The organism is Faecalicatena sp., assembly GCF_058819085.1.
In genome coordinates, this window is sequence record NZ_JBZUUL010000032.1 from 1 (window position 1) to 17,035 (window position 17,035).

14 protein-coding genes are annotated in these 17,035 nt (G+C 45.2%); 5 read left to right on the forward strand and 9 right to left on the reverse strand.

What is annotated here, in order from left to right:
• Nucleotides 1-192: 192 nt before the first annotated feature.
• Nucleotides 193-861 (forward strand): RluA family pseudouridine synthase, encoded by a 669-nt coding sequence (locus AC4OGX_RS15330; protein WP_493331477.1) that lies wholly within the window; start codon nucleotides 193-195, stop codon nucleotides 859-861.
• Between the two features lie 53 nt (nucleotides 862-914).
• On the opposite strand, the gene spoVG is transcribed toward AC4OGX_RS15330, so the two are convergent.
• From spoVG to AC4OGX_RS15345, 3 genes are all read right to left on the reverse strand, one after another.
• On the reverse strand, nucleotides 915-1,202 hold the full coding sequence (gene spoVG, locus AC4OGX_RS15335; RefSeq protein WP_109732663.1) for a septation regulator SpoVG: 288 nt from the start codon (nucleotides 1,200-1,202) through the stop codon (nucleotides 915-917).
• 75 nt (nucleotides 1,203-1,277) lie between these two features.
• Entirely contained in the window at nucleotides 1,278-2,396 is a 1,119-nt protein-coding gene (gene glgD, locus AC4OGX_RS15340) for a glucose-1-phosphate adenylyltransferase subunit GlgD (RefSeq protein WP_493331479.1), read from the reverse strand.
• Nucleotides 2,393-3,667 carry a glucose-1-phosphate adenylyltransferase gene (locus AC4OGX_RS15345; protein ID WP_493331480.1) on the reverse strand — a complete coding sequence of 425 codons (1,275 nt, stop codon included), beginning with the start codon at nucleotides 3,665-3,667 and terminating at the stop codon, nucleotides 2,393-2,395. Before AC4OGX_RS15345 ends, glgD begins: the two co-directional genes overlap by 4 nt.
• Nucleotides 3,668-3,881: 214 nt before the next feature.
• Here AC4OGX_RS15345 and murC point away from each other — a divergent pair, with 214 nt between their 5' ends.
• The 4 genes from murC to AC4OGX_RS15365 all read left to right on the forward strand — a co-directional run bounded on the left by murC (nucleotide 3,882) and on the right by AC4OGX_RS15365 (nucleotide 8,857).
• Nucleotides 3,882-5,258 carry a UDP-N-acetylmuramate--L-alanine ligase gene (gene murC, locus AC4OGX_RS15350; RefSeq protein ID WP_493331481.1) on the forward strand — a complete coding sequence of 459 codons (1,377 nt, stop codon included), beginning with the start codon at nucleotides 3,882-3,884 and terminating at the stop codon, nucleotides 5,256-5,258.
• 148 nt (nucleotides 5,259-5,406) lie between these two features.
• Nucleotides 5,407-6,651, forward strand: a complete 1,245-nt coding sequence (locus tag AC4OGX_RS15355; protein WP_493331483.1) for a DnaD domain protein — start codon at nucleotides 5,407-5,409, stop codon at nucleotides 6,649-6,651.
• A 13-nt stretch (nucleotides 6,652-6,664) separates the two neighbouring features.
• Entirely contained in the window at nucleotides 6,665-7,654 is a 990-nt protein-coding gene (locus AC4OGX_RS15360; RefSeq protein WP_493331484.1) for an ATP-binding protein, read from the forward strand.
• Between the two features lie 18 nt (nucleotides 7,655-7,672).
• On the forward strand, nucleotides 7,673-8,857 hold the full coding sequence (locus AC4OGX_RS15365; protein WP_493331485.1) for a ribose-phosphate pyrophosphokinase: 1,185 nt from the start codon (nucleotides 7,673-7,675) through the stop codon (nucleotides 8,855-8,857).
• Nucleotides 8,858-8,964: 107 nt separating this feature from the next.
• Here AC4OGX_RS15365 and AC4OGX_RS15370 read toward each other — a convergent pair whose 3' ends face one another.
• The 6 genes from AC4OGX_RS15370 to AC4OGX_RS15395 form a co-directional block, all read right to left on the reverse strand.
• The gene (locus tag AC4OGX_RS15370) at nucleotides 8,965-10,947 is read right to left on the reverse strand and encodes a sodium-translocating pyrophosphatase (RefSeq protein ID WP_493331486.1); all 1,983 of its coding nucleotides are present in this window, start codon (nucleotides 10,945-10,947) and stop codon (nucleotides 8,965-8,967) included.
• A 438-nt stretch (nucleotides 10,948-11,385) separates the two neighbouring features.
• A complete protein-coding gene (locus tag AC4OGX_RS15375; protein WP_493331487.1) occupies nucleotides 11,386-12,474 on the reverse strand; it encodes a M24 family metallopeptidase in 1,089 nt (362 codons plus the stop codon).
• 135 nt (nucleotides 12,475-12,609) lie between these two features.
• The gene (locus tag AC4OGX_RS15380; RefSeq protein WP_493331488.1) at nucleotides 12,610-13,362 is read right to left on the reverse strand and encodes an ABC transporter ATP-binding protein; all 753 of its coding nucleotides are present in this window, start codon (nucleotides 13,360-13,362) and stop codon (nucleotides 12,610-12,612) included.
• Nucleotides 13,349-15,331 (reverse strand): FtsX-like permease family protein, encoded by a 1,983-nt coding sequence (locus tag AC4OGX_RS15385; protein WP_493331489.1) that lies wholly within the window; start codon nucleotides 15,329-15,331, stop codon nucleotides 13,349-13,351. Before AC4OGX_RS15385 ends, AC4OGX_RS15380 begins: the two co-directional genes overlap by 14 nt.
• 29 nt (nucleotides 15,332-15,360) lie before the next feature.
• Nucleotides 15,361-16,119, reverse strand: a complete 759-nt coding sequence (locus AC4OGX_RS15390) for a sensor histidine kinase (protein WP_493331490.1) — start codon at nucleotides 16,117-16,119, stop codon at nucleotides 15,361-15,363.
• Nucleotides 16,101-16,820, reverse strand: a complete 720-nt coding sequence (locus AC4OGX_RS15395; protein WP_493331491.1) for a LytR/AlgR family response regulator transcription factor — start codon at nucleotides 16,818-16,820, stop codon at nucleotides 16,101-16,103. Before AC4OGX_RS15395 ends, AC4OGX_RS15390 begins: the two co-directional genes overlap by 19 nt.
• Between the last annotated feature and the right edge of the window lie 215 nt (nucleotides 16,821-17,035).

Here is a 17,035-nt window from a genome sequence, read left to right on the forward strand (position 1 = left end):
GGATTGTATTTATGCCTTTTTTATTGGCTGAAATATTGGATTTTCAAGGTTCAGCACACCTTATTGGTGTGGGAAGTTTGAGTCAATAATAAATATGTTATCATACTTGACCTCACTTTTCATTTGTACGATAATCAGTGTAGTCAGATTCGTCTGAAAAGTCAAGGATATCAAGCCAAAGGAGTAAATAAAATGACCCCTGATATATTACATGAAGACCAGGACATCATTGTCTGTGTAAAGCCCTCGGGCATTGCAACCCAGAACAGCCGTATCGGAACCCCGGATATGGTGAGTATTTTAAAAAATCATCTCTACAAAAAGGGCGAAAAAAAGGCCGAGCCGTATCTTGCCGTGATCCATCGTCTGGATCAGCCGGTTGAAGGACTTCTGGTATTTGCAAAAAACCGTTCGGCCGCCGCAAAGCTCACCAAACAGCTGACGCAATATGGTTTCGGAAAGTATTACCGTGCCCTGCTTGTCGGAACGCCCTCCCCCGATCAGGGCAGCCTGTGTGACTATCTTGTCAAAGACGGGAAGACGAATACATCACGTATCTGTGCCCCTGATACAAACGGTGCAAAAAAGGCGGTCCTGCATTATAAAATCCTGGAATCCAAACCGCCTTTTTCACTGGCGGAGATCACGCTTGAGACCGGACGCCACCATCAGATCCGTGTCCAGATGGCACACCACCTTAAGTGTCCCATCGCCGGAGACCGGAAATATGGTGCCGCGTCACCTGATGCCTCAAACGAAAGCTATGACACACTGCAGCTTTATGCCTGTCGTCTTACTTTCCGGCATCCCCGCACGGACCGTCAGATGGAATTCCGACTTGACAGGCTCTCCTCAATCTAAAAAAACTGCTGCAGACCTGATAAGTCTGCAGCAGCCTTTATCTGCTACTCCAATTACATTTCCCCAAGCACTACTTCCGGCTCTTCTTCCACGGCCTCAGTATACTTCTCCAGGATGATCTTCTGAATCCGCTCTCTTGTGCCAGAGTTGATCGGGTGCGCGATGTCGCGGTATTCACCGTCAAGAGCTTTCTTGCTCGGCATTGCAATAAATAACCCCTTTTCTCCTTCGATTACCTTGATGTCATGAACTACAAATTCATCATCAATCGTAATAGAAACTACCGCCTTCAACTTACCTTCCTTTGCTACCTTGCGCACACGCACATCTGTGATTTGCATAATGTTCAAGTCTCCTTTCTCCGCCTGCATTAAATCTTTTACTTGATTGAGCCCTAAGCACAATAAGCACAACCTTTATAATGCATACCGCTCGTTTTTCTCAACTACCACTTTCACACCATTCTCACCAACATGTCTCGTGTTTGCCCTTATCGTATCGCGACTTTCTACAACACAATTTTCAATGTACGTGTTATCCCCAAGATAAACGTCGTTCAGGATAATGGAATTCTTGATCACGCAGTTATTGCCGACAAATACCTTCTTGAAGATCACGGAATTCTCAACTGTTCCGTTAATGATACTTCCGCTTCCTACAAGGCTGTTCTTTACAACTGCCCCAGGATTGTACTTCGCCGGCGGAAGATCACTCACCTTAGAGTTGACCGCCGGAAGCTCTTTAAAGAAGTAGTTTCGTACTTCCGGTTTCAGGAAATCCATATTCGTTCGGTAATATGCGTCCACTGTTGAGATGTTACTCCAGTAGCTGTTTATCTTATAACCGTAAATCTTCTTCAGATTCTTATACCGAATCAGAATATCGGTTACAAAATCATGTCTTTCCTCCTCTGCACAATGCTCGATGAGGTCGATCAGTTGCCTTCTCCTGATAACATAAATACCAGTAGAGATCGTCTGGGAGTGAGCCACCATAGGTTTCTCCTCAAACTCTTCGATCCTTGCGGATTCATTCATACGCACGGTGCCGAAGCGGGTTGCATCCTCATTCGGTCCCAGTTCCTTACACACAACAGTAATATCTGCTTTCTTCGCAATATGGTATTCAAGTACCTTGTTATAATCAAGCTTGTACACCGCATCCCCTGATGTAATGATCACATACGGTTCATGACATCTCTTAAGGAAATCCAGGTTCTGATAGATCGCATCAGCAGTACCGCGGTACCAGTAACCATTCTCTGCAGTGATCGTAGGAGTGAAAACGTAAAGTCCTCCCTGCTTTCTTCCGAAATCCCACCACTTGGATGAATTCAAGTGTTCATTTAAGGATCTCGCATTATACTGTGTCAGGACAGCCACCTTCTGGATATGGGAGTTAGCCATGTTGCTCAATGCAAAATCGATCGCCCTGTAGCTGCCTGCTACCGGCATGGCCGCAACCGCACGTCTGGAAGTCAGCTCCTGCATCTTCCTGTTGTTCCCGCCTGCTAAGATAATACCTACTGCTCTCATACTCGATCACCTGCCTTTATTAATGTCTCACCGCTTGCAAGTACTCCATCGCTGTAATCTTCTATGGATGTAACACCACTAATGGCGGTATTCTTACCGATCTGTACCCCAGACGGTATCTTTGAATTCTCACCGATCGTTGCAAGGCCGCCGCTGTAAATATTCGGCTTATCCTTATTCGGAACTTCGCTTCCGATGCCGATCACAACATTATCTCCGATCACTGTACCTTCTGCAATGATGGCTTTCTCTATCACACAGTTATCTCCGATCGTCACATCTCTCATCAGGATCGAATCTCTGATCACGCTTCCTTTACCGATCGTCACGCCGCCTCCAAGCACAGAGTTGCGGACTTCACCGTAGATCTCCGAACCGTTGCTGATAATACATCTGTCAACTACAGACTGCTCCGAAATATACTGTGGCGGAAGGTTCGCGCTGTTGGTATAGATCTTCCAAAACTCTTCATATAAGTTAAATTCAGGAATGATATCGATCAATTCCATGTTTGCTTCCCAATAGGAACTCAATGTTCCGACATCCTTCCAGTAGCCATTGTACTCATATGCAAACATTCTCTTACCATTCTCATGGCAATATGGGATGATATGTTTACCAAAGTCACAGTTCGGCTGTTCTGAAAGCCTGATCAGAGCATCCCTAAGCACCGGCCAGCTGAATATGTAGATTCCCATAGAAGCCAGGTTGCTGCTCGGCTTCTCCGGCTTTTCTTCGAATTCCTTGATCCGGCTCTCATCATCAGTAACGACAATACCAAAACGGCTGGCTTCTTCCATCGGAACCGGCATGGCTGCGATCGTCACATCTGCCTTGTTCGCCTTATGGAAATCAAGCATCACCTCGTAATCCATCTTATAAATATGGTCCCCTGAAAGAATCAGGACATAATCCGGATTATAGTTCTCCATATAATCCAGGTTCTGATAGATCGCATTTGCAGTACCGGTATACCATTCACTGCTTGTACTCTTCTCGTACGGCGGAAGAATAGTCACCCCTCCGACATTACGGTCCAAATCCCACGGAATACCAATTCCTATATGAGTATTCAACCTTAAAGGCTGATACTGTGTTAAGACACCTACAGTATCAACACCTGAATTAATACAGTTACTTAATGGAAAATCAATAATACGATACTTACCGCCGAAAGCTACTGCCGGCTTGGCCACCTTTGCGGTAAGGACCCCCAGTCGACTGCCCTGTCCTCCTGCTAAAAGCATGGCAATCATTTCCTTCTTAATCATGTCGTCACCTCATTTCTAGTTAGTTGCACTCATTATAGCACACTTTTCTCTCCCGCGCACAATTTTTACAAATTTTTAGCGGAACGTTTTGCCTTTTTGTTAATGTTGCACAAAAAGAACATCTTTAAATTTTCCCCATATATAGTATAATATAAAAAGTAGTAATTGTTTATGACTATTTTAAAGAATTTTTATTTGAGAAAGGGATATTTTTATGTATAAAATTGATTTCCAGAAGCCGATCCATATCCATTTTATAGGCATTGGCGGCATCAGCATGAGCGGTTTGGCAGAGATTTTGATGAAAGAAGGATTTACAGTATCTGGCTCTGATTCCAGAAGATCACCACTGACCGAACAGCTGGAGCGCAGGGGTGCACAGATTTTTTACGGACAGAAGGCTGATAATATCATCGAAGGGATCGATTGTGTCGTCTATACTGCTGCCATCAGCCGGGATAATGCGGAGCTTATTGAGGCCGTTGCCCAAAAGATTCCGATGCTGACACGTGCAGAGCTTTTGGGACAGCTGATGAAGAACTATAAAAATGCGATTGCAGTTTCCGGCACACACGGGAAGACCACGACTACCTCTATGATCTCCCATGTCCTCCTTGAGGGTGATATGGACCCGACGATCTCTGTCGGAGGAATCTTAAAGGCCATCGGCGGCAACATCCGTGTCGGCAATTCTGATACATTTATCACAGAAGCCTGTGAATATACCAACAGTTTTCTGGATTTTTACCCTAAGATCAGTATTATTCTTAATATAGAAGAAGACCACCTGGATTTCTTTAAAGATCTGGAAGATATCCGCCATTCCTTCCACCAGTTTGCATCACTTCTGCCAAAGGACGGAACCCTGATCATCAACTCAGATATCCAGAATTATCAGGAGATCTGTGAGGGCCTGCACTGCAATATCATCACCTACGGAAGTGCTCAGGATGCGGATTACAGCGCACGAAATGTCAGCTATGACGACAAGGGAAGAGTCTCCTTTGACCTGGTAAGGAAGGGCAGAGATGCCGAACACATCACACTCTCTGTCACAGGTGACCACAACGTATCTAATGCGCTGGCATCCATCGCTGTTGCTGAGCTGCTCGGCCTGAATATGGAAACGATCAAAAAGGGGCTGCTCTCCTTTGCAGGCACTGACCGCCGTTTCGAGTATAAGGGTTCTTTAAACGGCGTTACGATCGTGGACGATTATGCACATCATCCGACCGAGATCACAGCGACCTTAAAGGCAGCCCACCATTACCCGCATCATAAGCTGTGGTGCGTATTCCAGCCCCACACTTACACAAGGACCAAGGCATTTTTCCGCGAATTTGCCGAATCTTTGTCCCACGCAGACCATGTCGTGCTTGCTGATATCTACGCTGCCCGTGAGACAGATACACTGGGAATATCCTCCAGGGATCTGGCCGGGGAGCTAAAGAAGCTGGGCACAGATGCATATTATTTTTCCAGTTTTGAAGAGATCGAAAATTTCTTAAAAGAAAAATGCGTTTCAGGCGACTTGTTGATAACTATGGGTGCCGGAGACGTTGTAAACATTGGAGAGGACCTTTTACGCTAAAACTTATCCACATTCTCCCCACATAGTTATCTACAAAAAACCCTGTTTTTCCCACAAAGAAGTGCTTTTTCCGCCAAAGATATGGTGCTATAATACGTTTACGCATTGAGAGAGTCAAGTACGAAAACCAAAGGGTAGGGGAAATAACATGAAGACATTAACATTAAAAAATAAATTCCAGACGAACGTAACCTTAATCACGAATGATTTTATTGATAACTATATGATCAACGCGAATGGGGAGTTTATTAAGGTTTACTTATTCCTGCTGAGGCACCTGGATGATCCGTGTTCTAATCTCACGATCTCCACGATCGCCGACTGCCTGAATAATACGGAGAATGACGTCTTAAGAGCCTTTAGATATTGGGAATCTGAAGGGCTTTTAAGTCTGGAAAAGGATCAGGACGGGAAGATCATCGGGATCGAATTGGAACGGACTCCATCTATCTCACACAGGAAGATGACCGCTCCAAAGGTAACAGCGATTCCGGAGAGGCCTGCCTTCAAGGAGGTCACCTCTGTTTCTGAGTCCCCTGTCATCCGGGAGACCGCTTCTTTTGCAGAGGCGCCTGTCATCAGAGAGGTAACATCCGCTCCTGAGGCTTCCCTGATCAGAGAAGTAACGACAGTTCCGGGAACCACAATTTTAAGACAAGTTACAGCTATGCCGGAAGCGCCTGTTTTTGAAGAGGTCAAGCCTATCCTCGAACAGGAGGCTGCTCCGAAGGCAAAAGCCATCCCTCTGACTTCCTTTAAGGCTCAGAAAGAGATCAAGTCCCTGCTTTTCATCGCAGAGCAGTACCTTGGAAAGACCTTATCCAAGACAGATGTGGATGCAATTACATACTTTTATGAGACGCTGGGCATGTCCGCAGACCTGATCGAATATCTCATCGAATCCTGCGTTGAGAATGGTCATAAGAGTATCCATTATATCCAGAAGGTAGCACTCTCCTGGTCTGACAGCGGAGTTACAACGATAGAGCAGGCGCGCCAGCAGTCCGCTAACTATAACAAGAACTGCTACACTGTCCTGAATGCATTCGGCATCAAGAACAGAGGCCCTGCTGCAACAGAACTGATCTATATCAAAAAGTGGACAGAAGAGATGGGCTTTAGCCTGGATATCATCCAGGAGGCATGCAGCCGTACCATCATTGCGACCCATCAGCCCAGCTTTGAGTATACCGATACCATTCTGCGCAAATGGCAGGAGAATGGCGTCCGCCATCTGAAAGATATCGCTGTCTTAGATGCAGCTTATCAGAAAGAGAAGGCCGCAAGGACAACCTCCGGCAGACAGAAACCAGTTTCCAAGAATCTGAACAATTTCGAGAGACGAGCTTATGACATGGATTCTTTGGAGGAGCAACTATTAAACAGTAATTAAAAGGAGTACCATTGTGGGATTAAAACCATCACAATATCAGGCTATCATGCGTGATTATGAACAGCGTCAGTTAAAGAACCATGACATCCTGACCAGACATTACGAAGAGGTCTACCGTAAACTCCCTGAGTTCAAGTCCTTAGACGATTCCATCTCCATTCTCTCCGTCCAGTATGGCCGGAAGCTGCTGAATGGAGATGAGAAGGCTGTCGATTCCTTAAAGGAGGAGCTTTCTATCCTAAGGAACAGTAAGAAGGAGCTTCTCAAGTCAGGCGGCTTTCCTGATGATTATCTGGAACCAGTCTATGACTGCAGGGATTGTAAAGATACCGGCTACATTAACAACAAAAAGTGCCACTGCTTTAAAAAGGCAGTGATCGGCATCCTTTATGAGCAGTCTAACTTAAACCAGATTCTCAGTCAGGAAAATTTTGCTACATTTTCTTTAGATTATTACTCCGACAACTATATAGATCCAAAAACAGGGCGTTCTTCCAGACAGGTTATGCAGGATGCCCTAAAAGTATGCCGCCATTTTGCCGATAGCTTTGGAAGCGAATTCAATAATCTGTTTCTTTACGGAGATGTAGGTATTGGTAAGACATTTTTATCAAACTGTATAGCCAAAGAGCTGATGGACAAAGAATTTTCTGTCCTCTATTTTTCCGCATCAAAGTTTTTTTCTATCCTGGCGAAAAATACATTTGACAAAAAGGACATTGATGCGCAAAATATGTATGAGTATATTTTTGACTGTGATCTGTTGATCATTGATGATCTGGGGACAGAGTTTACAAACACATTTGTAGCATCACAGTTTTTTACCTGTATCAACGAGAGGCTCTTGAGCCGTAAATCCACGATCATTTCAACCAATCTTTCGCTCGATACCCTGGCAGATCTGTATACAGAACGTTCTTTTTCCAGAATTACGAGTAACTATATGATGTTGAAGCTGATCGGGGACGATATCAGAATCAAGAAAAAATTAAAAAGAATTTAAAATCAGGGAGGTCAACTCATGTTACACCGTACAGAAAGAACTTTAGAAAACATTCCAGTAGGCGCATTAGGACTGATTCCTGTTGCAGGATGTGAAGAACTCGGCAGCAAGGTCAATGATTATCTGGTAAAGTGGCGCAGTGAAAGCGCTATCGAGCACAAGGATGATATTGCATTTTCAGGATACGAAAAGGATACCTATATCATTAATACCAAAGTACCTCGTTTTGGCTCAGGGGAAGCCAAGGGTATCATTAATGAATCTGTACGTGGAAAAGATCTTTATCTTATGGTCGATGTATGTAACTACAGCATCACCTATTCTCTTACCGGCAACATCAATCATATGTCACCGGATGACCACTTCCAGAACTTAAAGCGTGTCATTGCCGCTATCGGAGGAAAAGGCCGCCGTATCAATGTTATCATGCCTTTCTTATATGAGAGCCGCCAGCACAAACGCAACGGAAGGGAATCCTTAGACTGTGCTCTGGCACTTCAGGAGCTGGTACGCATGGGTGTTGACAATATCCTTACCTTTGATGCACATGACCCAAGAGTCCAGAATGCGATCCCGCTGAACGGATTTGAGACAGTTCCGTCTTCCTATCAGTTCATCAAGGGACTGCTCCGCAAAGAGAAGGATCTTAAGATCGACAGTGAGCACATGATGATCATCAGCCCGGATGAGGGCGGCACGAACCGTGCGATCTATCTTGCCAATGTCCTGGGCCTGGATATGGGTATGTTCTATAAACGCCGTGATTATACTAAGATCGTCAACGGACGCAACCCGATCGTGGCACATGAGTTCCTCGGCAGTTCCGTAGAGGGCAAGGACGTGATCATCATCGATGATATGATCTCCTCAGGAGACAGCATCATCGAGGTTGCAACCGAATTAAAGCGTAGAAAAGCGAACCGCATTTTCGCTGCTGCTACCTTCGGTTTATTCACAAATGGAATGGAGAAATTTGACAAGGCTTATGAGGACGGCCTTATCACCGGAATCCTGACGACCAACCTGATCTATCAGACACCGGAGCTGCTCTCCAAGCCTTACTATATCAACTGTGATATGAGCAAGTATATCGCTCTTCTGATCGATACACTGAATCATGACGGATCCATCAGCACACTGCTGAATCCAAGCGAAAGAATACAGCATGTCCTTTCGAAGTATCAAAATGGCGAAGAAATTTAGATCTCTCAAACGATAGAAACACGCTTGCGCGAACTTTCTATTGTCATGAATATAAAACGGTATCCTGCAGGGAGTACTACACTCCCCATAGGATACCGTATTTTTTTCTACAGCAGTCCGCCGATAGAAAGGAATAATGGTGCAAAAACCAATGATACAATAGTCATAAGCTTGATCAGGATGTTGATAGATGGTCCTGAGGTATCCTTGAACGGATCTCCTACCGTATCGCCGACAACAGCTGCCTTATGAGCTTCGCTGCCTTTTCCACCGTGGCTGCCCTCTTCTATGTATTTCTTTGCATTATCCCATGCACCACCGGCATTTGACATAAAGATCGCCATCAGAACACCTGTGACCAGTGCTCCGGCAAGCATGCCGCCCAATGACTGCGGGCCAAGAATAACACCAACAAGCAGCGGTGCTGCTACTGCCATTGCACCCGGAAGGAGCATCTCTCTTAACGCTGCGGTTGTTGAGATCGCCACACAGGACTTGTAGTCCGGTCTTTCTGTTCCTTTCATGATGCCTGGTTTCTCACGGAACTGGCGTCTTACTTCCTCGATCATCTTATAAGCGGCTTTTGATACAGATTCCATCGTAAATGCTGAGAACAAGAACGTCAGCATACCACCGATAAACATACCGATAACGACACGGTAATCCAGGATATCGATGTTATCCAGCTTCACTGCATTCGCATAAGACACGAATAACGCCAGGGCTGTCAGGGCTGCAGATCCGATCGCGAATCCCTTTCCCATAGCAGCGGTCGTATTTCCCACAGAGTCAAGCTTATCTGTGATCTCACGTACAGAATCATCCAGGCCAGACATCTCTGCGATACCGCCTGCATTGTCTGCGATCGGTCCGTATGCGTCAACCGCAACAGTGATCCCTGTCGTGGAAAGCATTCCTACAGCTGCCAGTGCGATCCCGTAAAGGCCGCATACCTGAAAAGCCACAAAAATACCGACACAGATCAAAAGCAGAGGCACTGCCGTGGACTGCATACCGACTGCAATACCACTGATGATCGTAGTTGCAGCGCCAGTCTCAGACTGCTCACCGATGCGTTTTACAAACTTGTAATCCGCGGAGGTATATACCTCTGTGATGATCCCGATCAGAACGCCGACCACCAGTCCGGCGATCACCGCTATAGCTCCGTTGAAATCCCCGAACAAAACCTTGCTCAGGATCAAAGAAGCGATCACCACCAGAACAGCCGATACATAGCTTCCCATCTTCAATGCTTTGTGCGGGCTTGATTTTTCGTCACCCCTGACAAAGAAGGTTGCGATAATAGAAGCCAGAAGACCGCATGCAGCGATCGCAAGCGGGAAGATCGCACCGGATGCCTTAAAATAAACAACACCGAGGGTAAGTGCCGATACAAGCGAGCCAACATAGGACTCAAACAGATCGGCTCCCATACCGGCCACATCTCCCACATTGTCTCCCACGTTATCAGCGATAACCGCCGGATTACGCGGGTCATCCTCAGGGATTCCTGCCTCAACCTTACCTACCAGGTCTGCGCCCACATCGGCTGCCTTCGTATAAATACCGCCGCCCACACGGGCAAACAATGCAATGGAGGAAGCCCCCAGGCTGAAGCCTGATAAAACATCCACATTACCTGTCAGAATGTAGACAACACTTACTCCGAGAGCACCCAGACCTGCCACACACATTCCCATTACTGCACCGCCGGAAAATGCGATGGACAGTGCTTTGTTCATACCACTTTCCTTTGCAGCATTCGCTGTCCTGACATTTGCCTTAGTTGCCACATTCATTCCAAAATATCCTGCCAGTGTAGAGAATAATGCCCCCACCACAAAGCATACAGCTGTTACCCAGCTTCCAATACCGACACCGATCAAAAGAAACAGTACGGCCACAAAGATTACCAGGATCTTATATTCCGCAGTCAGGAAAGCTCGTGCTCCTTCACTGATCGCTCCGGCAATCTCTTTCATCTTGTCGTTTCCGGCATCCTGTCTGCCAACCTTCACCGCCAGATATACGGCAAAGAGCAGTGTCAGGATTCCTACCACCGGAACCACATACAATAACTTTTCCATTTTTATCCTCCTGATTTATAATACCTATCCTTTGGCTTTTGGCATCTCTTATGAAACGCCCCTCCTTTCCTGCCATCAGCCTCTGAAAAGAGCTCAGTCAACAGACCAAGCCCTTTGCTTACTATTATGATACTGTCTTATTCAAGATTTTGCAAGAAAAAGCGGTCAAACCTGCAAAAATTATAGTTTGAAACAATTTCTACAGGCGACCGCCTTGTCGCTATACAAACCTTGATCCGCAGTTTACCACGAACCCACCCGCCAGGACATACGTTGCAGGATGCCCTTTGGGTATACCTTTACAGCACTTTCAACAAATTCTCAAGTGATCCCGGATCTGCCCTTTCAGAACGCTGATGCATATTTCATAATGCAAAGCGTCATTTCACGCAATCCCGGTCTCAGCATGTCCTTTACTCGTGCTGTCCCTCTTTTCGATTATTCCTCGATCGGAACAATGATCAGATCTTTTGTAAAGCTGTTCAGAACTTCGCATCCGTCTTCTGTGATGATCACAAGGTCTTCGATACGAACACCGATTCCTTCATCAGGAAGGTAGATACCTGGCTCAACGGAGAAGCACTGTCCTGGCTTGATGATGTCTTCATTTACAGAAGAAACATCGCCGAACTCGTGATCTTCCAGACCGATTGAGTGTCCGGTTCTGTGTGTGAAGTATGGGCCAAAGCCTTTCTCTGTTATGTAATCACGGCATGCAGCATCAACATCGCACATTCTGTTGCCTGGCTTCGCTGCTGCGATTCCTCTCATGTTAGCTTCTACTACGATATCATAGATCTCTTTCGCTCTGTCAGAAACTTCTCCGAGGAATACAGTTCTTGTCATGTCTGATGCATAAGCATTCTTGAATCCACCGATGTCAAGGATTACACAGTCTCCGCGTTTACCCTTGGAATCATCTGTTACATGGTGAGGATCTGCTGCACCTTTTGCATATGCTGTGATCGGGTCGAAGGAAACATCTTCGCATCCAACCTCTTTGTAGATCTCACGTACTTTTTCATTCAGCTGTCTCTCTGTCAGGCCTTTGCCTACCCATGGGATCAGCTTTTCCATAACGATGTCGTTCAATCTTGAGGATTCACGCATTAATTCCTGTTCTTTCTCATCTTTGATCATTCTGATGTAGTCAACGATCATAGATCCGTTCATGAACTTGCTTCCTGCGCCTAACTCCTGTAATCTGAGCAGGAATCTTGCCGGCCAGATCTTGTCGATTCCGATCGGTTTATCTTTTTCAACGAACTGTGACAGGATCTCTACGCCGTCCTGTACGTCGTTATACCATACGATTTCTACCCCAAGGTCTTTTTCCTGCGGGAACAGTTCATTGATCATCATCTTGTGGTTACCGTTTACATTCAGATATAATGCTAACAGTCTCTCGCCTGGAACGATCATCTTCCCTGTAAGCCAGAAAATTGTAAGAGGATCCGCAATAATCATCTGCGGCATATCTTTTTCCTTCATAGCCTCCAGTATTCTGTTTAACTTTCCTGTATCCATTGTTAACTCCTCCTTTTTCTTGCATATTCTTATATGCAACTTTAATAAACATACCATAGTAATTGTAAAGCTATTTGTGCGGTATGTCAATATTCTAGAAAGGAATCTTGCGAAATTCTTACAACTTTTTTCCGCCTAAAGATCTGCCATACGGCCGATGATCTCTTTATAAAATCTCTCCCTGCTTTCTCCCGCACAAATGGTGTCCAATATGACCCCATCATTTAGAAAAATAATCTTTTTGCAGTGGCTGGCAAGCTGGGGATCATGAGTTACCATGACAATTGTTTTCTGAAAATCCCGGTTGATCGTTTCCAGGGCATTCATGACAATGCCGCCCGACTTGGAGTCCAGATTTCCCGTAGGCTCATCCGCCAGGATCAGGTCCGGATCGTTTACCAGTGCACGGCAGATTGCAGTTCTCTGCTTTTCTCCCCCCGAAAGCTCATAGGGATTCTTTTTCATCAAATGTTCGATCCCGAACTTGGCAGCATAAGCCTTGGCGGCCTTCTTCATTTTCTCAGGCTTTTCCTTCCCCAGGATCATGGGAAGCATGATATTTTCCTCTACAGACAGACTGTCCATCAGATAAAAGTCCTGGAAAATAAATCCAAGCTCCTTCTGTCTGATCTCTGCCAATTCATCACCAAACAGTTCCTCCGTATCCCGCCCCTTGAAAAAGACCTTCCCCGAAGTAGGCTTATCAATCAGACCGAGCACCTTTAAAAGTGTTGTCTTCCCGCATCCCGACTTTCCCATGATCCCCACGAAATCATGCTCCTTCACCGCAAAATTCAGATTTTTTAACACCTTTACATCCTCTTCTGATTTTTTCAGGAAGGACTTTCGATAGTTGCGGACCAGATCTTTCACCTCAATAGCGTTCATGCCTTGTTACCTCCTCCATTTTCCTCACAAGATACTGCGACATCATAAAGGCTCCTGCTGCTACTACTGCGATATATCCCCCGGATACCATGATCCAGGCCTTCCAGAAGGTATAGTCTCCGTATTTCGCCGGTTCAAAGATCCATGCATAGCATCCCGTATAGACAAGACCCATGCCCCCTCCGAAGAACAAGGGGATCCTGATCCCATTGTAAATCTCCTTTTTGACCGTCTTTCTTCTCCTGCTGCGTTTCATCCCCATACAATAAAAAAACTCATCCTGGCGCCTGTAGAATTCCATTGCCGAGAATCCTTTCAGTCCAATCAGGAACAGGCAGCTGAACACAAGCGCAAAGAGTATGATGATACGGCTTGTGAAATTAAATGTATTCTGCATTTTCAGCCCTTCCAGAAAGCTGTCTGTAACAAAGAGATTGGGGATCTCAATGTCCTGTGCATCATTTTTAATCCCTTCCTTTTCCTCATACTCCTTTAGTTCTCCGGTCCCTTCTTTCTGAGCAGCTTTCGGAAGATTTATCAGTACAAGCAGATTCTGCTCATCTGTCTTCTCTCTGATCTTCCTCCACTGTTCCTCAAAATAGGAGTCTGAAAACACCAAAACATTGATATGCCACCCATCTATGCTATACCTTCCAACTGCCGGACGCACTACCATTTCCCTTATATTCGTCTTCTGGAATTCCCCTCTGCCATAGACAGCCCCTGCCCCGGAAACCTCCACAAGCCCCTTTCGGTATCTTCCTATATGGATGATATCCGTCTTATCCAGGATTTCTTCCTTTGATTTCCGGTCTAAGTATTTCATATATTGATCCACATACAGGATCTGGTCTCCCTTTAATCCAGCCCGCTCCCCGGTGATCTCCTGATAAGTGCTCTCAGAGATCCCGGTATGCTGTACCATATTCCTTCCCACAACAGAAAACATCGGATATTGTTTGACCGCGGCATTATATTTCTTCTCATAAGCCCGGATATAATCTTCATCCTTATCTGCCGCAGACCAGACGATATCATAGGGATATCCTGACGGATCCGGGTTGAGGGGAAGCGTCTCTGCAATCTGTCCCGCCAGATAACCTATGGCTATAAAATGAATCAGTGCAAGCCCATACATGATCAGATAGTTAGAGCTGTATTGATGGTAAAGCTGACTCAGATGTAAAAGATTCCGAAAATAGAACCTCTGGTTCCTCTTTAACAGTTCCAGCACAATCCCCACTCCAAAATAAAGCAGAAAGAACACGGCTAAAGCCCAGACCATAATCGCACGGTACGCACCTTCACCCACATCCTCCTTATATATATAGATTCCCAGGACACATAGCGCGATGCCGGCTAATACAAAGAGAAGCCATTTTCCTTTTGGACGTAGTTCCTTCTTCTGCTTGTCCTCTGCCAGATCAGATACGTTTTTTTCACCTATGAGGATCATAATCGAAAAAAGAGCCGCCAGCATGATCACAAAGCTGAAAAGAATCGTATCCCCATATACCGAAAGCGGGACCTTCATATGAATCTGATAGGCCGGGTCGATCCAACGAAGAAGCTTCTGGCACCCAAACAGTACGCCGTTGCCCAAAACCAGCCCTCCCGCAATGGACATAAAAACCCCGGCGCCCGATTCCGTCAGAAGCATCAAAAAGATCATGCTTCTTTTCATTCCCAGTGTGAGAAACATTCCATAATCCCGGATCCGTATCTTCATATAATATTTCATAGAAAAAATCATTACAAACGCACTGATGATAATAATGATAGCTGCAGCTATCATAAACTGGATATTCACGATATAGCGGGTCATACCATCCTCGACCCCAGCTGAAAGTGAGTACTTTAATGCCAGGAATGTAAAAAGCATGATGATCGCCATCATCTCACTGATAAAAAACAGGACATAGTTTTTCAGATTAAATCTAAAATTTTTAACGATTATTTTAAATAGCATTTTTCTCTCCCCATCCTCAGATCATCTGTTTACAAGTATAATAGGACCTCCGCTGCGAACCTGCCTCCGCTGCTGTCCAGCTTCAAGGTCCCATTATTCTTATCTACCATACTCTGTACACTATATAACCCTAAGCCATGTTTTTCCTGATCCTTCTTGGTTGTCATAAATCTTCCGTTTTTCCTGCCAAGTGAAGCTTCACAGCTGTTTTCGATCCGGATATACAAAATACTCTCATCCGCCCTCACAAAAATATGGATCCATCTCCCCTTTGTCTTTTTTGCTCCCTGAACTGCATTTTCCAGAAGATTACCCAGGATCGCAGTCAGATCAAAGGCTTTAACAGAAACCTCCGTCGGAACCTCTATCTTCCATTTAATTTCAATCCCGGCATCCTTTGCCTGCTTGATGACATAGTTCAAAATACTGTCTAATTCTTTTCTGCCAGTGAAAACATATTCCTTTGTCTCCTCCAGATAGCCCTCGATCTCTTCAATGTAACTAAGCACCGGAAAGTCCCCGCCGTCCTTGGCAAGACCTTTAAGCACGATCAGGTGATGCCTGATATCGTGCCGGAACACCTTCATCTGTCTCTGTGCATCTTCCATGATCCGCAGCTGATTGTCATATGCTTCGATCTGTTTCTCCATATTTTTCTCTCTGCGGCTCTTTTGGTTCCAACGTATATACAGAAACAGCGCCGATACAGATAAGATCATGCAGACGATTAAAAGCACGATTAAAATAATCATGAATCTATTGAGCATATCTATCGTAATTTCCTCCATAACTGCATCATCCTGCTCCGCACCTCTTTTCTGTGAGGTCTGCTGATGCTCAGTTCATCCCCGTTTATCATAGTAACGGATTCATAGGTATATTGTTTGATATAATGCAGATTGATAATAAATGATTTATGGATCATGATAAAACCTCCATTGAGCTGTGTTAAGACCTGATTCATCTTTCCATAAAACACGGGAAATCCCTCTTCCCCTACTGTCTTCACCCTGATCTGCCGCCCTTCACTCGTAAAATAGAGGATCTCGTCATACGGTATGCGGTAAAAGCTCTGTCCCGATTGATACTCAAAGACTTCACTGCCATTTCCGAACAGCTCCAGAAAAATCTTCATCACTCTTTCCACGTTCTCATATTCAACAGGCTTCACCAAAAAATCCAGCGGACGCATCTTAAAAAGCGCCAAAGCGTAATGGGTCTTCGATGAAATGTACACGATCTGCATCTTCTGGTCCTGGCAGACACTCCTGATATGTCTTCCTATCTCCACACCGCTTTGATCAGGCAGCTCGATATCCAAAAATACGATATCAAACGTTTCCTCCTTCAGCCTTTCCACAAAATCCTTCCCTGAATAAAAACTTTCTATGATCAGCTCTACATCTGTGCTTTTCATAAACTGCGTCAAATGTTCCTCTATTTCTCTGCAGGTGATTCTCTCATCATCGCAGACAGCTATACGATACATATTCTCCCCCCACACTCCAGCCTGTAAATATCATAGATCCATTATACCATATCTGCCTGCTGCATTTGGATCACCATTTTTGACAAAAACATAGGCTGATTTTTACAGCCCCGATCTGATTTCGCAGGATCAGTTTTCGTAGAACCTGCTTTTTACGCTCGGGCTGGTCTGTTCCTAAAGCACAGCGGTCCGAAACCCTTCCCCGCCGCGTCAGA